Origin of the sequence: uncultured Polaribacter sp., from assembly GCF_947503875.1 — a bacterium.
In the GTDB taxonomy this organism is placed as follows: domain Bacteria; phylum Bacteroidota; class Bacteroidia; order Flavobacteriales; family Flavobacteriaceae; genus Polaribacter.
This window is the reverse complement of sequence record NZ_CANNFH010000003.1, coordinates 16,851-33,523: the sequence shown is the minus strand read 5'-3', so window position 1 is coordinate 33,523 and position 16,673 is coordinate 16,851. Positions and strand designations below refer to the sequence as shown.

Annotated in this window: 16 protein-coding genes; 10 read left to right on the top strand and 6 right to left on the bottom strand. The window is 30.4% G+C overall.

All coding sequences use genetic code 11. The features are described from left to right. Window positions 1–108 precede the first annotated feature (108 nt). The 7 genes from Q0684_RS05145 (at window position 109) to typA (ending at window position 6,982) form a co-directional block, all read left to right on the top strand. The gene (locus tag Q0684_RS05145) at window positions 109–702 is read left to right on the top strand and encodes a thiamine phosphate synthase (protein WP_299013452.1); all 594 of its coding nucleotides are present in this window, start codon (window positions 109–111) and stop codon (window positions 700–702) included. An 11-nt stretch (window positions 703–713) separates the two neighbouring features. After that, on the top strand, window positions 714–1,484 hold the full coding sequence (locus Q0684_RS05140) for a bifunctional hydroxymethylpyrimidine kinase/phosphomethylpyrimidine kinase (protein WP_299013450.1): 771 nt from the start codon (window positions 714–716) through the stop codon (window positions 1,482–1,484). Beyond that, on the top strand, window positions 1,481–2,128 hold the full coding sequence (thiE, locus tag Q0684_RS05135) for a thiamine phosphate synthase (RefSeq protein WP_299013449.1): 648 nt from the start codon (window positions 1,481–1,483) through the stop codon (window positions 2,126–2,128). The genes Q0684_RS05140 and thiE overlap by 4 nt, the downstream gene beginning before the upstream one ends. A 7-nt stretch (window positions 2,129–2,135) precedes the next feature. Further along, on the top strand, window positions 2,136–2,906 hold the full coding sequence (locus Q0684_RS05130) for a thiazole synthase (protein ID WP_299013447.1): 771 nt from the start codon (window positions 2,136–2,138) through the stop codon (window positions 2,904–2,906). A gap of 4 nt (window positions 2,907–2,910) precedes the next feature. After that, window positions 2,911–4,026, top strand: a complete 1,116-nt coding sequence (gene thiH / locus Q0684_RS05125; protein WP_299013445.1) for a 2-iminoacetate synthase ThiH — start codon at window positions 2,911–2,913, stop codon at window positions 4,024–4,026. A 6-nt stretch (window positions 4,027–4,032) separates the two neighbouring features. Then, the gene (locus Q0684_RS05120) at window positions 4,033–5,085 is read left to right on the top strand and encodes a HesA/MoeB/ThiF family protein (protein ID WP_299013443.1); all 1,053 of its coding nucleotides are present in this window, start codon (window positions 4,033–4,035) and stop codon (window positions 5,083–5,085) included. Window positions 5,086–5,209: 124 nt separating this feature from the next. Then, window positions 5,210–6,982 (top strand): translational GTPase TypA, encoded by a 1,773-nt coding sequence (gene typA, locus Q0684_RS05115; protein ID WP_299013441.1) that lies wholly within the window; start codon window positions 5,210–5,212, stop codon window positions 6,980–6,982. A gap of 181 nt (window positions 6,983–7,163) precedes the next feature. Here the strand turns inward: typA and fahA are convergent, their stop codons facing one another. After that, on the bottom strand, window positions 7,164–8,447 hold the full coding sequence (gene fahA / locus Q0684_RS05110; RefSeq protein WP_299013429.1) for a fumarylacetoacetase: 1,284 nt from the start codon (window positions 8,445–8,447) through the stop codon (window positions 7,164–7,166). Between the two features lie 192 nt (window positions 8,448–8,639). Between fahA and glyA the strand changes: the two genes are divergently transcribed. Then, the gene (gene glyA / locus Q0684_RS05105; protein ID WP_299013422.1) at window positions 8,640–9,914 is read left to right on the top strand and encodes a serine hydroxymethyltransferase; all 1,275 of its coding nucleotides are present in this window, start codon (window positions 8,640–8,642) and stop codon (window positions 9,912–9,914) included. 172 nt (window positions 9,915–10,086) lie between these two features. Here glyA and Q0684_RS05100 read toward each other — a convergent pair whose 3' ends face one another. Together Q0684_RS05100 and rmuC are read right to left on the bottom strand one after the other, a co-directional pair. After that, entirely contained in the window at window positions 10,087–10,497 is a 411-nt protein-coding gene (locus tag Q0684_RS05100; protein WP_299013420.1) for a hypothetical protein, read from the bottom strand. A gap of 177 nt (window positions 10,498–10,674) precedes the next feature. Beyond that, complete coding sequence (rmuC, locus tag Q0684_RS05095; RefSeq protein WP_299013418.1) at window positions 10,675–12,012, bottom strand: DNA recombination protein RmuC; 1,338 nt, start codon at window positions 12,010–12,012, stop codon at window positions 10,675–10,677. Window positions 12,013–12,105: 93 nt separating this feature from the next. Between rmuC and Q0684_RS05090 the strand changes: the two genes are divergently transcribed. After that, window positions 12,106–12,636: a 1-acyl-sn-glycerol-3-phosphate acyltransferase gene (locus Q0684_RS05090; protein ID WP_299013416.1), complete on the top strand. Its 531-nt coding sequence runs from the start codon at window positions 12,106–12,108 to the stop codon at window positions 12,634–12,636. Between the two features lie 156 nt (window positions 12,637–12,792). Here Q0684_RS05090 and pepT read toward each other — a convergent pair whose 3' ends face one another. From pepT to Q0684_RS05075, 3 genes are read right to left on the bottom strand one after another with little or no spacing between them, the layout of a single operon-like run. Continuing rightward, on the bottom strand, window positions 12,793–14,034 hold the full coding sequence (gene pepT / locus Q0684_RS05085) for a peptidase T (RefSeq protein WP_299013414.1): 1,242 nt from the start codon (window positions 14,032–14,034) through the stop codon (window positions 12,793–12,795). Further along, complete coding sequence (locus Q0684_RS05080; protein WP_299013412.1) at window positions 14,027–14,602, bottom strand: hypothetical protein; 576 nt, start codon at window positions 14,600–14,602, stop codon at window positions 14,027–14,029. The genes pepT and Q0684_RS05080 overlap by 8 nt, the downstream gene beginning before the upstream one ends. After that, window positions 14,592–15,632, bottom strand: a complete 1,041-nt coding sequence (locus tag Q0684_RS05075) for an oxidoreductase (protein WP_299013409.1) — start codon at window positions 15,630–15,632, stop codon at window positions 14,592–14,594. The genes Q0684_RS05080 and Q0684_RS05075 overlap by 11 nt, the downstream gene beginning before the upstream one ends. A 45-nt stretch (window positions 15,633–15,677) precedes the next feature. Between Q0684_RS05075 and Q0684_RS05070 the strand changes: the two genes are divergently transcribed. Then, window positions 15,678–16,652 (top strand): patatin-like phospholipase family protein, encoded by a 975-nt coding sequence (locus Q0684_RS05070; protein ID WP_299013406.1) that lies wholly within the window; start codon window positions 15,678–15,680, stop codon window positions 16,650–16,652. The last annotated feature ends 21 nt before the right edge of the window (window positions 16,653–16,673 follow it).

Genomic DNA, 16,673 nt, shown 5'->3' with positions numbered 1-16,673 from the left:
TTATCTTTTGTAAAAACAAAAGGATGCCACTTCAATCCCTAACTCAAAATAGAGTTGCCATTACAAGTTGTAAAATCAAAATAATCTGTATATAAATTAATAAAAAATATGATTGTACTTATTGCTCCAGAAAAAGATATTGCAAACGAAATTGAAATTTTGCACCAATTGTTTAAAGAAGGGTTGCAGTATTATCATTTAAGAAAACCAGAAAAAAACTACGAAGAGCATGTTGCCTATTTAAATAAAATAGACAAAAAATACCATAACCGAATTGTATTACATTATTATCATGAATTAATAAATGACTTTGATTTAAAAGGCATTCATTTTCAAGAGCAAAAACGTAAATATCACATAGAGAATCCAAGTGCGTATTTTAAAAATTTAAACATGTATGGTAAAACAATTAGCTCTTCTTTTCATGAACCAGAAGTTTTAAAAGATTGTTATTTTGAATTTGATTATCATTTGTTAAGTCCCGTTTTTACATCAATTTCTAAAAAAGGATATGAAGGAAAAGGATTTGATGTAAACCATATAGATAAAGTTATTATTGGTATGGGTGGCATTCATTCAAAAAACATACAAGAAACGTTGCAGCTAGGTTATAAGGGAATTGGAGTTTTAGGCGGCATTTGGAATGCGAAAAATCCTGTGGAAAGTTTTGTGCAAATAAATACAGTGTATAAAAACGCTTAAAAATATTTTTTATGAAACCCAAAGCATATATTTTAACAATTGCAGGTTTAGATCCATCTAGTGGTGCAGGCATTACATCAGATATTAAAACGTTTGAGGCCCATAATCTTTATGGTTTATCGGTTTGTACAGCAGTTACAGTTCAAAATGATACTGCTTTTAAAGCGTGTATTTGGATAGAAAAACAGGTTATTTTAAATCAGATTAAAATACTTTTTAAACGTTTTTTAATAGACACTGTTAAAATTGGTATTATAGAATCTTGGGCAACCTTGTTAGAAGTTACTATTTTATTAAAAGAACAAAATCCTAACATTAAAATAATTTTAGATCCTGTATTAAAAGCGAGTGCTGGTTTTACATTTCATTCGCATCAAAATTTAGAAATTTTAGAAAAGGTATTTAAAAATTGTTTTTTTATCACCCCAAATTATGATGAGATAAAAGCTTTATTTCCAGAAAAATCGGTAGAAGAAACCATTCAATTTATAACAGAAAGAACCAATTTATATTTAAAAGGAGGTCATAGAGTTCATAAAAAAGGTTGGGATCAAATTATTTATAATAAAAATATAAAAATCACTTTAGAGCCTTCAAAAGAAAACATACATAAAATTTCTGAAAAACATGGAAGTGGTTGCGTTTTATCATCTTCTTTAGCTGCTAATTTAACGCAGCATAATACAATAGAAGTAGCTTGTAAAAAAACAAAAAAGTATATCGAGTACTTTTTAACATCAAATACTTCTTTATTAGGAACCCACAATTATCAATTAAAATGATACACAAATTACATTATATATCACAAGGAAAAGATACAGAGGCACATTTGCAAAATATAAAGCAGGCTTGTGTTTCTGGAATTGCTTGTGTACAATTAAGGTTAAAAAATGTAGATTTTGATACGGTTTTAGAAACCGCAAAAAAAGCGAGAGAAATAACAGCATTCTACCAAACAAGATTAATTATTAACGACTTTTATAAAATTGCAAAATTAGTAAATGCAGATGGTGTACATTTAGGTAAAAACGATTTTTGCCCACTAAAAGCACGTGAGTATTTAGGCAAATGGTACACCATAGGTGGTACAGCAAATACCTTAAATGATTGTGAAAAATTAGTTGCTAAAAATGTAGATTATATTGGTTTAGGTCCTTTTCAATTTACAAAAACAAAAAAAGAATTGAGTCCTGTTTTAGGTTTTGAAGGTTATCAAAAAATTATTGGTGCATTACAAGCTACAACACCAATTTTGGCAATTGGAGGGGTTACTTTACAAAATGCAACCAAGTTTAAAAATTTGGGTTTGTATGGCTTGGCTGTATCTAGTGAAATTACAAACGATTTTAATAAAATTTCCACTTTTCATAAAATTTTAGAAGATGAAAGCACTCGTGAACAAGTGTATGATTTAAACAAAAAATAGCTAAAAAATGATTGACATATTAAAAATAGCAAATAAAGAATTTAGCTCTAGATTATTTACAGGAACTGGTAAGTTTAGTTCTTCAATGGTAATGAAAGAAGCTTTATTGGCCTCTAAAAGCGAGTTGGTAACAGTGGCTTTAAAAAGAGTAGATATTAACAATAATGACGATGATATTTTAACCCATTTAAATCATTCGCACATTAATTTATTACCAAACACCTCTGGTGTAAGAAATGCGAAAGAAGCAGTTTTTGCGGCAGAATTGTCTAGAGAAGCCCTAGAAACCAACTGGGTAAAATTAGAAATTCATCCAGATCCTAGGTATTTATTACCAGACGCTATAGAAACTTTAAAAGCAGCAGAAGAATTGGTGAAATTAGGTTTTGTAGTAATGCCTTATATACATGCAGACCCTGTTTTGTGTAAACGTTTAGAAGATGTTGGTGTGCAATGTGTAATGCCTTTGGGTGCACCCATTGGAAGTAATAAAGGTTTAAAAACTGTTGATTTTTTAGAAATAATTATAGAACAATCTAATGTACCTGTAATTGTAGATGCTGGTATTGGAGCTCCATCTCACGCTGCATTTGCTATGGAATTAGGTGCAGATGCTGTTTTAGTAAATACAGCAATAGCAGTTTCTAAAGATCCTGTAAAAATGGCAAAAGCATTTGAAAAAGCAGTTATTGCTGGCAGAATGGCTTTTGAAGCAAAACTGGCTAGCATAAAAAATACTGCAGAAGCAAGTAGTCCGCTAACGTCTTTTTTAAATTAAAAATATGAGCCATTTTAAAGAACTATTTGATACTTACAATTGGGAGGAAACGCTGCAAAGTATTTTTAAAAAAACTACAGAAGATGTGCAATCGGCTTTAGCCAAAGAAAAAATTGATTTAGAAGATTTTAAAGCGTTAATATCTCCTGCAGGAAAACCATTTATAGAGCAAATGGCACAAAAAAGTCAGTTGCTTACTAAAAAAAGATTTGGAAACACTATACAAATGTATGTACCCATGTATCTTAGTAATGAGTGCCAAAATATTTGTACCTATTGTGGTTTTAGTATGACCAATAAAATACCACGCAGAACATTAACGGACTCAGAAATTCTAAAAGAAGTGGCTTTTTTAAAAGATAAAGGATATGATCATATTCTTTTGGTTACAGGAGAAGCCAATAAAACTGTAGGTGTAAACTATATTAAAAATGCAATTCAATTAATACGATCTCAATTTTCTAATATAACTATAGAGGTACAACCTTTAGATAAAGAGGAATACGAAAGTTTAATAGAAAGCGGTTTGTATGCAGTTTTAGTCTATCAAGAAACCTATCATAGAGAAGAATATAAAAAACACCATCCTAAAGGAAAAAAATCTAATTTTGATTATCGTTTAGATACTCCAGATAGATTGGGTAAAGCTGGTATTCATAAAATAGGAGTAGGCGCTTTGTTTGGTTTGGAAGATTGGCGAGCAGATAGCTTTTTTACAGCATTACATTTACAATACTTAAAGAAAACATACTGGCAAACAAAGTATTCTATTTCATTTCCGCGTTTAAGACCACATTCAGGTGGTTTAGAGCCAAAAGTAGAGATGAAAGATGCAGATTTGGTACAATTAATTTGTGCTTTTCGTTTGTTAGATGAAGATGTAGAATTATCGATGTCTACAAGAGAAAGTGAAATTTTTAGAAACAATATTGTTAATTTAGGAATTACTTCTATTAGCGCAGAATCTAAAACAAACCCTGGTGGATACGCTGTAGAGCCAGAATCTTTAGAGCAGTTTGAAATTTCTGATGAACGTGGTACAGAAGAAATTGTGAGCATGCTTAAAAGTAGAGGTTTAGAGGTGGTTTGGAAAGATTGGGAACATTTTGAAAAGGTTTGATACAAAATGGAATTCACAAAAGGAGAAAAAAAACAATACGATAGGCATCTTATTTTAAGTGAAATAGGAGAAGTTGGGCAGTTAAAACTAAAACAAGCCAAAGTATTGGTTATTGGAGCAGGAGGATTAGGATGTCCTATTTTACAATACTTAACTGCTGCAGGAGTTGGCACCATAGGAATTATAGATGATGATGTAGTAGCACAAAGTAATTTACAAAGACAGATATTGTACACCATAGACGATATTGGTTTCTCTAAGTCAGAAATTGCTGCAAAGCGTTTATCTAAACTAAATCCCTTTGTAAAATTTGATGTGCATACTAATAAATTGACAAAAGAAAACGCGCTTTCGTTGTTTACGAAATACGATGTTATTTTAGATGGTAGTGATAATTTTTCTACAAGATATTTAACCAACGATGCTGCAGTTATTACTAATAAACCTTTAGTTTATGGAGCTATATTTAAATTTGAAGGGCAAGTAAGTGTTTTTAATTACCAACAAAGTGCTACGTATAGATGTTTGTACCCTGAACCTCCAAAGCCAAAAGAAATGCCAAATTGTTCAGAAATTGGAGTTTTAGGCATATTACCTGGCATTATTGGGTGTTTACAGGCAAATGAGGCTCTTAAGATTATTTTAGGTATTGGAAATGTGTTGGCTAATAAATTATTGTTATACAGCGCATTAAATGCAAGTCAGACTATTATTAACTTTCAAAAAGATACCACTCTAAAAATTACGGATTTAGAAAATAATTACGATTTATTTTGCGGCATTACTTTTGATATTGAAATTTCCAAAGCAGACTTGCAAAAAAATATAGAAAAGTATAATTTGTTAGATGTGCGAGAAGAGTGGGAAAGAGAAGAGTTTCATATTGGTGGTTTACACATTCCATTGCATGAATTAGCAGATAAAATACACTTAATACCAAAAGATAAAGAGTTAGTAGTGTATTGTAAGTCTGGTTTGCGTAGTAAAAAAGCCATTTCATTTTTAAAAGAGAAAAAAATGAACATACAATTGTTTAATCTTAAAAATGGTTGTTTTTAGGTGAAAATGAAATAAAAACGAACCGTGTATAGTATTTTAATTTTTAGGCAGTTAAACTTTTAAAAAAAGCATCTAATGTTTCATCTAAAAAGACTACTTTTGCACGAAATTTAAGAAATTACCAATGCAAGAAATCAGAAATATTGCAATTATTGCCCATGTAGATCATGGTAAAACAACTTTAGTAGATAAAATTATAGATCAAGCAAAAATCTTAGACGAGCGTAAAGAACGTACAGATTTATTGTTAGATAATAACGACTTAGAGCGTGAAAGAGGAATTACAATTCTTTCTAAAAACGTTTCTGTAAGATATAAAGACACAAAAATTAATGTAATTGATACTCCTGGTCACGCCGATTTTGGTGGAGAAGTAGAAAGAGTATTAAAAATGGCAGATGGTGTTTTATTATTAGTTGATGCTTTTGAAGGTCCTATGCCACAAACGCGTTTTGTACTAGGTAAAGCACTAGAGCTAGGATTAACTCCAATTGTAGTGGTAAACAAAGTAGATAAAGAAAACTGTACTCCAGATATCGTTCACGAAAAAGTTTTTGATTTAATGTTTGCTTTAGAAGCAACTGAAGAACAATTAGACTTTACTACCATTTATGGTTCTGCAAAGAACAATTGGATGTCTACAGATTGGAAAAACGAAACTGAAGATATTGTACCTTTATTAGATGCAGTGTTAGAATCTATACCTGCAACAAAATACAATGAAGGAACACCACAAATGCAAATTACTTCTTTAGATTTTTCTAAATTTACGGGAAGAATTGCTATTGGACGTGTATTTAGAGGAGATTTAGAAGTAGGTAAAGATTACAGTTTATGTAAGGCAGATGGTTCTATTAAAAAAGTAAGAATTAAAGAATTACACGTTTTTGAAGGAATGGGTAAAGCCCAAGTAGATAAAGTTCCTTGTGGAGATATTTGTGCTATCACTGGTCTTGATGGTTTTGAGATTGGAGATACCATTGCAGATTTAGAAAACCCAGAAGCATTACCAAGAACAGAGATTGACCAACCTACAATGAGTATGTTGTTTACCATTAACAATTCTCCTTTCTTTGGTAAAGAAGGTAAATTTGTAACTTCTAGACACCTAAGAGACAGGTTATTTAAAGAATTAGAAAAGAATCTTGCATTAAAAGTAGAAACAACAGATAGTGAGGATAAATTTAATGTTTTTGGACGTGGAGTTTTACACTTATCTGTTTTAATTGAAACAATGCGTAGAGAAGGGTATGAGTTACAGGTGGGAAGACCACAAGTAATTATTAAAGAAATAGATGGTAAAAAACACGAGCCAATGGAAACATTGTCTATTGATGTGCCAGAAGAAATGGCTTCTAAAGCTATTAATTTAGTTTCTTTAAGAAAAGGAGATATGTTAGTAATGGAACCAAAAGGAGATTTACAACATTTAGAATTTTCTATACCATCTAGAGGTTTAATTGGTTTAAGAAATAAAATTTTAACAGCAACAGGTGGTACAGCAATTATTAACCACAGATTTAGTGAATATGGTCCTTATAAAGGAGATTTTACTGAAGAAGTAAAAGGAGCAATTGTTTCTTCTGCAGCTGGTAAAGCAACTGCTTATGCATTAAACCGTTTACAAGATAGAGGTGTTTTCTTTATAGACATTAATCAAGAAATATATGTTGGACAAGTAATTGGAGAAAACAGTAAATCTGATGATATGGCTGTGAATTTAATTAAAGGAAAGCAATTAACAAACATGCGTAAATCTGGTACAGATGATGCTATGAAAATTGCTCCAAAAGTTGATTTCTCTTTAGAAGAAAATATGGAATATATTAAAGCAGACGAGTATTTAGAAGTTACTCCAGAAAGCTTACGTATGCGTAAAATTAATTTTAAGGCATAACTATAATTTCCACTTTGTGGAAAATATTTTTTATAAATTATAAAAACTCAAGAATTTTAATTCTTGAGTTTTTTTTATGTGCTTTTAATACTTTTTTACTAGAAATAGATTTTTAAATGGAAAAAACCTCAAAATCTAAAAGTTTTAGTAATTGAGATTTAAAAATAGAATAGTTTACTTTTTAAAACTCGTTAGCAGGTAATATTTTACCTATACATTCTCCAAAGCCAATTCTTACTTTATCGTTTTCACAGTGTGCGCGCATAATAACAGTATCATTATCATTTATAAATTTACGTGTTGTTTCATCTTTTAAAGTGATCGGTTTTTGACCTTTCCAAGTTAATTCTAACATAGAGCCAAAACTATCTTTGGTTGGTCCAGAAATGGTTCCAGATCCCATCATATCTCCACTTTCAACAGGACAACCATTTACAGTATGGTGTGCCAATTGTTGTGCCATTGTCCAATACATATATTTAAAATTAGAATTGGCAACTACAGTTTCTTCTCCATTTTCTGGCTGAATTCCTACTTGTAGTTTAATATCATAACTTCCTTTACCTGTTTGCTTTAAATAGGGTAGTGGCTCATGTATTTGTTTTGGGTTTTCTGTTCTAAAAGGCTCTAAAGCATCTAAAGTAACAATCCAAGGAGATATTGTAGATGCAAAACTTTTTCCCAAGAAAGGACCTAAAGGTACATATTCCCAAGCTTGAATATCTCTTGCAGACCAATCGTTAAATTGCACCAAACCAAAAATATATTCTTCTGCTTCTTCAATAGGAATTCTTTCACCTAAAACATTAGCATCTGTAGTTATAAAAGCCATTTCTAACTCAAAATCTATCAACTTTGAAGGCCCAAAATTTGGCACGTTACTTCCTTCAGTGGGTTTTGTTTGACCATAAGGTCTTCTAATTTTTGTGCCTGAAGGGACAATAGAAGAACTTCTACCATGATAACCAATAGGAATGTGCAACCAATTTGGGAGCAAAGCATTTTCTGGATCTCTAAATAAAGAACCTACGTTTGTAGCATGTTCTTTACTTGCGTAAAAATCTGTATAGTCTCCAACAGCAACAGGCAAAAGCATTTCTACTTCTTCCATTCTAAAGATAATTTTATCTTTATGCTCAGCATTATCTCTTAAACTGCCATTGGTTACATCAAAAACTTCGGCAATTCTGTTTCTTACTAGGCGCCATGTTTTTCTACCATCTGCAATAAAATCATTTAAATTATCTTGTAAAAAGATATCATCCGTCAAAGGAATTCCTTCAAAATAGCCTAATTGATGAAATGCGCCTAAATCAATAGCAAAATCGCCAATTCTACTACCAATGGTAATAATATCGTCTCTTGTAATAAAAACACCAAAAGGTATGTTTTGTATCGGAAAATCTGAATTTTCTTTTACGTTTAACCAAGATTTTCTGTTTGGGTTGTTTGCTGTTATAATCATTTATCAAGTTATTTTTCTCAAATCTATGTATTTTTTTTATCATTTTAAGATTGAAAATATAGCAATAACGTATTTTTAACATTCTTCATTTTATTACTAATCAATCTTAATAAGTTTTAATAAATACTAATAAAACATCATATTAAAAGTTGGTTTTTTCTTATTTTTGATCTTTGATATAAAACAACACAAATGCAATTAGATAATCAAATTTTTGACCTGATACAGGAAGAGAAAGAAAGACAATTAAACGGTTTGGAGCTTATTGCTTCAGAAAACTTTGTGAGCGACCAAGTAATGCAAGCGCAAGGATCTATTTTAACGAATAAGTACGCAGAAGGTTATCCTGGAAAACGTTATTATGGAGGTTGTGAAATTGTAGATATTGTAGAGCAAATTGCAATTGATAGAGCTAAAGAATTGTTTGGAGCAGAGTATGTAAACGTTCAGCCACATTCTGGTTCTCAGGCAAATACAGCTGTATTTTTTGCTTGTTTAAACCCTGGAGATAAAATTTTAGGTTTCGACCTTTCTCATGGTGGGCATTTAACACATGGTTCTCCAGTTAACTTTTCAGGAAAATTATACAATCCTGTGTTTTATGGAGTAGAAGAGGAAACAGGTGTTTTAAATTACGATAAAATTCAGGAAACTGCAACTAAAGAGCAACCAAAATTAATTATTGCTGGTGCTTCTGCATATTCTAGAGATATCGATTTTGAGCGTTTTAGAGTAATTGCAGATTCTGTAGGTGCTATTTTAATGGCAGATATTTCTCATCCTTCTGGTATGATTGCAAAAGGAATTTTAAATGATCCTTTACCTCATTGCCATATTGTTACTACTACAACACACAAAACGTTACGTGGACCAAGAGGTGGTTTAATAATGATGGGAAAAGATTTTGATAATCCTTTTGGTTTAACTTTAAAAAGTGGAAAGCCTAAAAAAATGTCTATGTTACTAAATTCTGCTGTTTTCCCAGGAAACCAAGGAGGACCTTTAGAGCACGTTATTGCAGCAAAAGCAGTTGCTTTTGGTGAGGCTTTAACTGATGAGTTTTTAGAATATCAAATTCAAGTGAAAGAAAATGCAGCTGCAATGGCAAAAGAATTTGTAGCTAAAGGTTATAAATTAATTTCTGGTGGTACAGACAATCACTGTATGTTAATTGATTTACGTAATAAAAATATTTCTGGTAAAGACGCAGAAATTGCTTTAGGTAAAGCAGATATTACTGTAAATAAAAATATGGTACCTTTTGATGATAAATCTCCTTTTGTAACCTCAGGAATACGTGTTGGTACGCCAGCAATTACCACGAGAGGTTTAAAAGTAGAAGATATGAAAGCTGTGGTTGACTTTATAGATGAAGCGATTCAGAATGCAGATAATGATGAAGCGTTGCATGAAATTGGTGAACGCGTTGCAGTTATGATGAGTTCAAGAAGATTATTCGTAATGTAAGAAGGCAATGCCTTCTTATAATTAGCGCACTCTTGCGTATTACATATTTTACTATACTTTCTCTTTCGAGTATAAGGATATTATAAAAGCTAAAAAGCATCAAGATTAAATTCTTGATGCTTTTTATTTGTGCTATTGTTAATTTAGTAAAATATAATAACGCAATAACTTTTTATTTAATTTCTATTTCTAATACGTTTCCATGATAATGACCACATAAATTTAACGTATGTATTTTGTTATGCGGAATATATTTTACACTTTTAATTGCACTTGGTTCAATTTTTATATTTTCTTTAGCAGTGCCATGTATTAAAAAATCACCTATCATTATTATATCAATAGCTTTCCATTTTTCTGGTACGATAGCAAAACTATCTAAATTTAAATCTTTAAAGTTTAGCAGTTTAAATTCTTTTAGTTGTTCAATTTTTAGGCTTTTGTCTCGTTTGTTTATTCGTGTATTTTTAATATTGTCCTTATCTAAAAAGAGAAAAGGAAAAAAAGGAACTTCCTTATTATTTAGAAATACCTGATAACCTGCATATGTTTTTTTTAAAACTTTTGCTCTAGTGTATTTCATATTTCTACTAGCGCAACTAAACATAAACAGTAACGTAAAAAGTAACAGGTAAATTCTCATTTTGTTTTTTATCAAAAATATAATTAAAGTATTATCTGTAAAAGTTACCATTAGTAAACAGTGCTAAAATTTTAGTTAACAGGAATTTTAAAACAATAAAAGCTAATAACTACGGTCTTAAGAACTCGCGCGTTCTATAATTTTTTCGGGTAAAGATTTTTTAGCTTTTGCACCCATTTTCTTTAATTTTTCTATGCTTGTTATAATGTTTCCTCTTCCTTCAACTAATTTATTCATAGCACCAGAATACTCTTTTTTACTATCGTCTATGCGTTTGCCAATATTTATTAAATCACCTAAAAGACCTTGAAATTTGTCATACAAAGCACCTGCTTGTCTTGCAATTTCTAAAGCATTTCTTTGTTGTTTTTCATTATTCCACATAGAATCTATGGTACGTAATGTAGCTAAAAGAGTAGAAGGTGTTACAATTACAATATTTTTCTCAAAAGCTTTATTATACAAATGATTATCGGCATTTAAAGCCACTGCAAAAGCAGGTTCAATAGGTACAAAAAGCAAGACAAAATCTGGTGATTCTATCCTGTAAATATCTTCATATTTTTTTTCACTTAACTGCTCAACATGTGTTTTTAAAGATAGCACATGCTTTTTTAGATGTTGCTCTTTTAATGTTTCATCTTCCTCATTAATAAATTGCTCATAAGCTACTAAAGAAACTTTAGAATCTACAATCATTTTTTTGTTATCTGGTAAATGAATTACAACATCTGGCATTACACGTTTGCCATCATCATTAGTAAAACTTTGCTGTACAAAATACTCTCTATCTTTTTCTAAACCAGATTTTTCTAGAACTCGCTCTAGAACCAATTCGCCCCAATTACCTTGCATTTTATTATCGCCTTTTAAGGCTTTGGTTAAGTTTATGGTCTCTTTACTCATTTGCAAGTTCATTTCTTTTAAACCAACAATTTGCTGACGCAAAGCAGCATGATAATCTATACTTTCTTTGTGCGTTTTTTCTACTTTATCTTCAAAACCCTTTATTTTTTCTTGAAGCGGACTTAAAATATTTTTAATATTCTCTTTATTTTGTTCTGTAAACTTATTAGATTTTTCATCTAAAATTTTATTGGCTAAGTTTTCAAATTCTTTGGCGAATTTTTCATTTAATTTTTCAACTTCACCTTTATTTTCAGATAATTTTATATTTAAGTTACTAATCTCAGCATCTTGTCTTGTATTTGCCGTAATTAGGTTTTCTTTTTCTTGCTGAATTGTTTTTAACTCTTTTTGCAATTCTATATAATTATTTTCTGAAATATCTTTAGACTGCTGTAACAATACAACACGTTCTTCTAATGTAGATTTTTCTTTTTCTACAGCGGTTTTATCTTTTTCAAAATTAAGTTTCGATCTTAAATTCCCTATAAATAAACCAATTAACGCAAAAACTATTGCTATTAATAAGTATATGATAATTTCTGTCATTTTTTAGTTTTAAGTCCTTAAATTTAAAACTTTAAAAAACAACAAAAAACCTTTAAAATAGTTTTTTGTAAACAATCTTAAAAAAAAACATATTTGAAAGTATTTGCAACATTTATATTATACAAAATTTTAGGTTGGAAGGTAGAAAATGGTTTTCCTGATACTCCTAAGAAATATGTGGTAATTGCTGCGCCACACACAAGTTGGTTAGATTTTCCTATTGCAATTTTAACGAGAATGAGTGAGGGAAAAATGGTTAATTTTATTGGTAAAAATTCACTCTTTAAATGGCCTTTTGGGTATTTTTTTAAAGCATTAGGAGGAACTCCTGTAGACAGGACTAAAAGTAACAATATGGTAGATGCTGTGGTAAATGTTTTCAATGCTAAAGAGGAATTCCGCTTAGGAATCTCTCCTGAGGGGACAAGAAAAAAGGTAGAGAAATGGAAAACAGGATTTTATTACATTGCAAAAGAAGCGAATGTACCAATTGTTATGGCTACATTAGATTTTGAAAATAAAAAGGTTAAAATATCTAAACCTTATTATACAACCGATGATATTCATAAAGATTTTAACTTGTTTTATAGTTATTATAAAGATATTAGAGGTAAAAACTATTAATTCTATTAAATTTAGCATTTAATTTATATATTTTAATAATTTTTAACTAAATTTGCGCCAGTAATGTTTGCGTAATAGAGATTAGGGGCTCTATTATCAATAATTTACTTATAGCATAAGCTATGACATTGTCTCCAGTTTTACTGGAGACTTTTTTTATGCATATTTTTCAGTAGCTTTTTCTGCTATTTTGACTATGAGCTCAGTAGCTTTTTGCATGGATTCTACTGGAACATATTCAAACCTGCCATGAAAATTGTGGCCACCAGCAAATATATTTGGACAGGGTAGACCTTTGTATGAAAGTTGTGAACCATCTGTGCCTCCACGAATAGGTTTTATTATAGGCGAAATATTTATTGCTAACATGGCTTCTTCTACCAAATCTACAATATGCATTACTGGCAAAATTTTCTCTTTCATGTTAAAATATTGGTCTTTAATTTCTACAGTAATTATTTTTTTTTCTAAACGCTCGTTTATCTTTTTAGCAATGTTTTGTAAAACTAACTTTCTTTGCTGAAATGCCTCTAAATCATGATCTCTTATAATAAATTCTAAAACTGTTTTTTCTACAGTACCTAAACTATCATGTAAGTGATAAAAACCTTCATAACCAGTCGTTTTTTCTGGTACTTCATTTTCTGGTAAAGCATTTATAAATTCATTTGCTAGTAATATTGAGTTTATCATTTTTCCTTTGGCATAGCCAGGATGAACAATTTTACCATTTATTGTAATTTTTGCACTTCCTGCGTTAAAATTTTCGTATTCTAATTCGCCAATTTGACTACCATCCATAGTGTAAGCCCAATCTGCACCAAATTTTTCTACATCAAATAAATGCGCACCTTTACCAACTTCTTCATCTGGTGTAAAGCAAATTCTAATTTTACCATGTTTAATTTCTGGGTGTGCAACTAAATATTCCATAGCAGTTACAATTTCTGTAATGCCTGCTTTATCATCTGCACCTAAAAGCGTTGTTCCATTTGTAGTAATTAAAGTCTGCCCTTTATATTGAAGTAAATCGTCAAAATAATCTGGAGATAGTATGATATTTTCATCTTGGTTAAGAACAATATCTTTACCGTTATAATTTTTTACAATTTGTGGTTTTACGTTTTTACCTGTAAAATCTGGACTTGTATCTATATGAGAAATAAAACCTATAGTAGGTACTTTATAATTGATATTACTTGGCAAAGTTGCCATAATGTAGCAATTTTCATCTAGCTCAACTTCTTGTAATCCAATAGCTTTTAAATCTTCTACCAATATTTTTGCCAAATCCCACTGATTCTCTGAACTTGGAAAATCTGGGTTGTTTGGATTGGATTCTGTGTCTACAGTTACATACTTTATAAAACGATTTGTAATGTGCTGTTTATCAATCATTATTTTGTGTGAGTTTTATTTTATCTAATAGCGTAATTGCTTTGCATAATCTCTCCTTTTTGTTGGTGTCTCCGTAAATTTCGGCTTTAGCCACAAAAGATTTACTGTTATTTATAGGTACAAATAATTCAAAAACCTGATATGCAAAATTGTTTTTAATTCCTATAGAAATAGAGTAATAACTAGGTTTTCCTAAAAAAACGATTTCTTTAGCTTCAGTTTTAATTAATTTCTCAGCTAAATTTTCTTGTTCTATTTTTAATTTAAAAATGTCGTTAATTACAATTCCGTTTTTTAAGGCACTAATATCTAATAAAATAGAATTGGTTAATTGTTTGGTTGTATCTGCCAAATATATAGAGGATTGCAGGGCATCTGTATACAAATTTGTTTTCCAGTTTTTTGGTAAATTTGCTGTAAAATTATTGCTTACATCATTTACCGTTTCTAAGTTTGATAAATATGCTGTTTTGCAATTACATTCTGCTGTTAAATTTGGTGCCTGTTTACAACTTGTAAATAAGATAAATAGCGTTAAGAGCGTGTATACTAATTTATTAAAATTCAAATTTTCCTATTTTTTCGTTACCACTTAACCAAGCTGTATTTTTGTCTGCAAATTGTATGGCATAATAACTTTTTTTAGACACATTTTGCCAAGTATTACCACCATCATTAGAAAAAGAAACACCTGTTTTACCAACAGCAAAAATCTCTTTACCTTGTGTATTGGGTACATATTGTACACAACTTTTATAATTAGGTAATTGTAGATTTGCAACTAACTGCCAAGTTTTACCACTATCTTTAGTTATTGCTTTATTTGCTTTGTTTTCAAGTGGTTTGGAGTAATCTCCGCCAATAATAATTCCGTTATTTTTATCAGCAAAATCTATTGAATAAATTCCTTGTGGCCCATTTCCTTGAATAACTGGTGTATTAAAAATTTGCCAAGTTTCTCCATAATCATTAGACTTTAAAATTCTTGCTTTTGCGCCTCCAGAGGCAATCCAAACTGTACTTCCAATGGTTTTAATATTGGTGTTACTTGCAGCAAAAAAGGCTTCATCTTTTGCTATTGTTGGTAAATTATCACACGGAATTTTCTGCCAAGTTTCTCCGCCATCTTTTGTTAAAATAATAGATGCACAATTCTCTGTTGGATCTCCAACTGCAATACCATGTTTGTTATCATCAAAAAAAGTGAGTGCATCATAAAAAACTTTTTCGTGTGCTTCTTCATAAACTAAACTTGTTTTTCCATCCAAAACCTTATATAACAATGCTGGGTTTTCAATAGAAAGTGCAAATATGGCATTGTTGTTTACAGCAATGCTTCTAAAATTTGGTACTATAGAGTCTTGGTAAACAGGGTAATAAATACGTTTTGATTTTTTATCATCAGAAAAATAACCAATTATGCCGTTTGAAGTTGCATAAACAATGTTGTTTTTATCTAAAACCTGAATGGCTCTAATGCTAGAACCATCCATTTGATATGATTTAATAATGATTTTATCTATGTTTCTTGGTTGATATTCTTGCTTACAAGAAACAAAAAAAAGGAAAACAAAAATAATTGTAATTATTCTTTTCATTTTTAATATTTTTATACGACTAAAATACATAAAGTAACATAGATAATGAAAAAAGCATTGGTAATTTCTGGCGGAGGAAGTAAAGGAGCATTTGCAGGTGGAGTTGCACAATACTTAATGAAAAATGAAGGAAAAGAATACGATTTATTTCTTGGAACATCTACAGGTAGTTTAATGGTTTCTCATTTGGCAATGGGCATGCTAGATGAGTTAAAAAAGTTATACACCAACGTAAATCAAGAAACTATTTTTAGTAACAACCCATTTAAAATAAAAAAGGTTGCAGGAGAAAAAGTAATTAGTATTAATCATTTAAATACGTTTTGGAATTTTTTAAACGGGAGAAAAACCTTTGGTGAAAGTAAAAACTTACGGTCTTTAATTAAAAGAAACGTTACCAAAGAAATGTACCAAACTATTAAAGAGGCAAATAAAGAAGTTGTGGTAACCGTTTCTAACCTAACAGCAAATCAAATAGAGTACAAGTCTATAAACGACTGTTCTTATGAAGACTTTTGTGATTGGATTTGGGGATCTTGCAATTATGTGCCTTTTATGAGTTTATTAGAAAAAAACCATTGCCAATATGCAGATGGTGGTTTTGGGTCTTTAGTGCCAATTAGAGAAGCAATTTTAAGAGGCGCAACAGAAATTGATGCGATTATTTTAGAAACCGAAGTTTCGCAAATAAATAGATTGCATGCCAAAAATCCGTTTTCTTTATTATTTGATGTTTTTGATTTTATGCTAGTGCATGTAGAAAGGCATAATATAACTATTGGTAAATTGGCGGCTGCCAATAAAAATGTAAAACTAAACTTATATTACACCCCTACAGTTTTAACAACCAACTCTTTGGTTTTTGATAAACATTTAATGAGAAAATGGTGGCAATCTGGTTTTGACTATGCGCAATCTAAAGACAAAGATAAAATGAGCGAATTTAGACCAGATGTTTTAACAGATAAAGAAATTGAAGATTGTGCTGAGGATGCTGTAAACTTAAATATTAATAATTAGTAGATGTAAATAAAAAAGCTT

Excerpts from the sequence above, each read along its gene's own strand:
- Q0684_RS05145 (WP_299013452.1), top strand. The coding sequence starts at position 109 with ATGATTGTACTTATTGCTCCAGAAAAAGATATTGCAAACGAAATTGAA.
- Q0684_RS05140 (WP_299013450.1), top strand. The coding sequence starts at position 714 with ATGAAACCCAAAGCATATATTTTAACAATTGCAGGTTTAGATCCATCT.
- thiE (WP_299013449.1), top strand. The coding sequence starts at position 1,481 with ATGATACACAAATTACATTATATATCACAAGGAAAAGATACAGAGGCA.
- Q0684_RS05130 (WP_299013447.1), top strand. The coding sequence starts at position 2,136 with ATGATTGACATATTAAAAATAGCAAATAAAGAATTTAGCTCTAGATTA.
- thiH (WP_299013445.1), top strand. The coding sequence starts at position 2,911 with ATGAGCCATTTTAAAGAACTATTTGATACTTACAATTGGGAGGAAACG.
- Q0684_RS05120 (WP_299013443.1), top strand. The coding sequence starts at position 4,033 with ATGGAATTCACAAAAGGAGAAAAAAAACAATACGATAGGCATCTTATT.
- typA (WP_299013441.1), top strand. The coding sequence starts at position 5,210 with ATGCAAGAAATCAGAAATATTGCAATTATTGCCCATGTAGATCATGGT.
- fahA (WP_299013429.1), bottom strand. The coding sequence starts at position 8,447 with ATGATTATAACAGCAAACAACCCAAACAGAAAATCTTGGTTAAACGTA.
- glyA (WP_299013422.1), top strand. The coding sequence starts at position 8,640 with ATGCAATTAGATAATCAAATTTTTGACCTGATACAGGAAGAGAAAGAA.
- Q0684_RS05100 (WP_299013420.1), bottom strand. The coding sequence starts at position 10,497 with ATGAAATACACTAGAGCAAAAGTTTTAAAAAAAACATATGCAGGTTAT.
- rmuC (WP_299013418.1), bottom strand. The coding sequence starts at position 12,012 with ATGACAGAAATTATCATATACTTATTAATAGCAATAGTTTTTGCGTTA.
- pepT (WP_299013414.1), bottom strand. The coding sequence starts at position 14,034 with ATGATTGATAAACAGCACATTACAAATCGTTTTATAAAGTATGTAACT.
- Q0684_RS05075 (WP_299013409.1), bottom strand. The coding sequence starts at position 15,632 with ATGAAAAGAATAATTACAATTATTTTTGTTTTCCTTTTTTTTGTTTCT.
- Q0684_RS05070 (WP_299013406.1), top strand. The coding sequence starts at position 15,678 with ATGAAAAAAGCATTGGTAATTTCTGGCGGAGGAAGTAAAGGAGCATTT.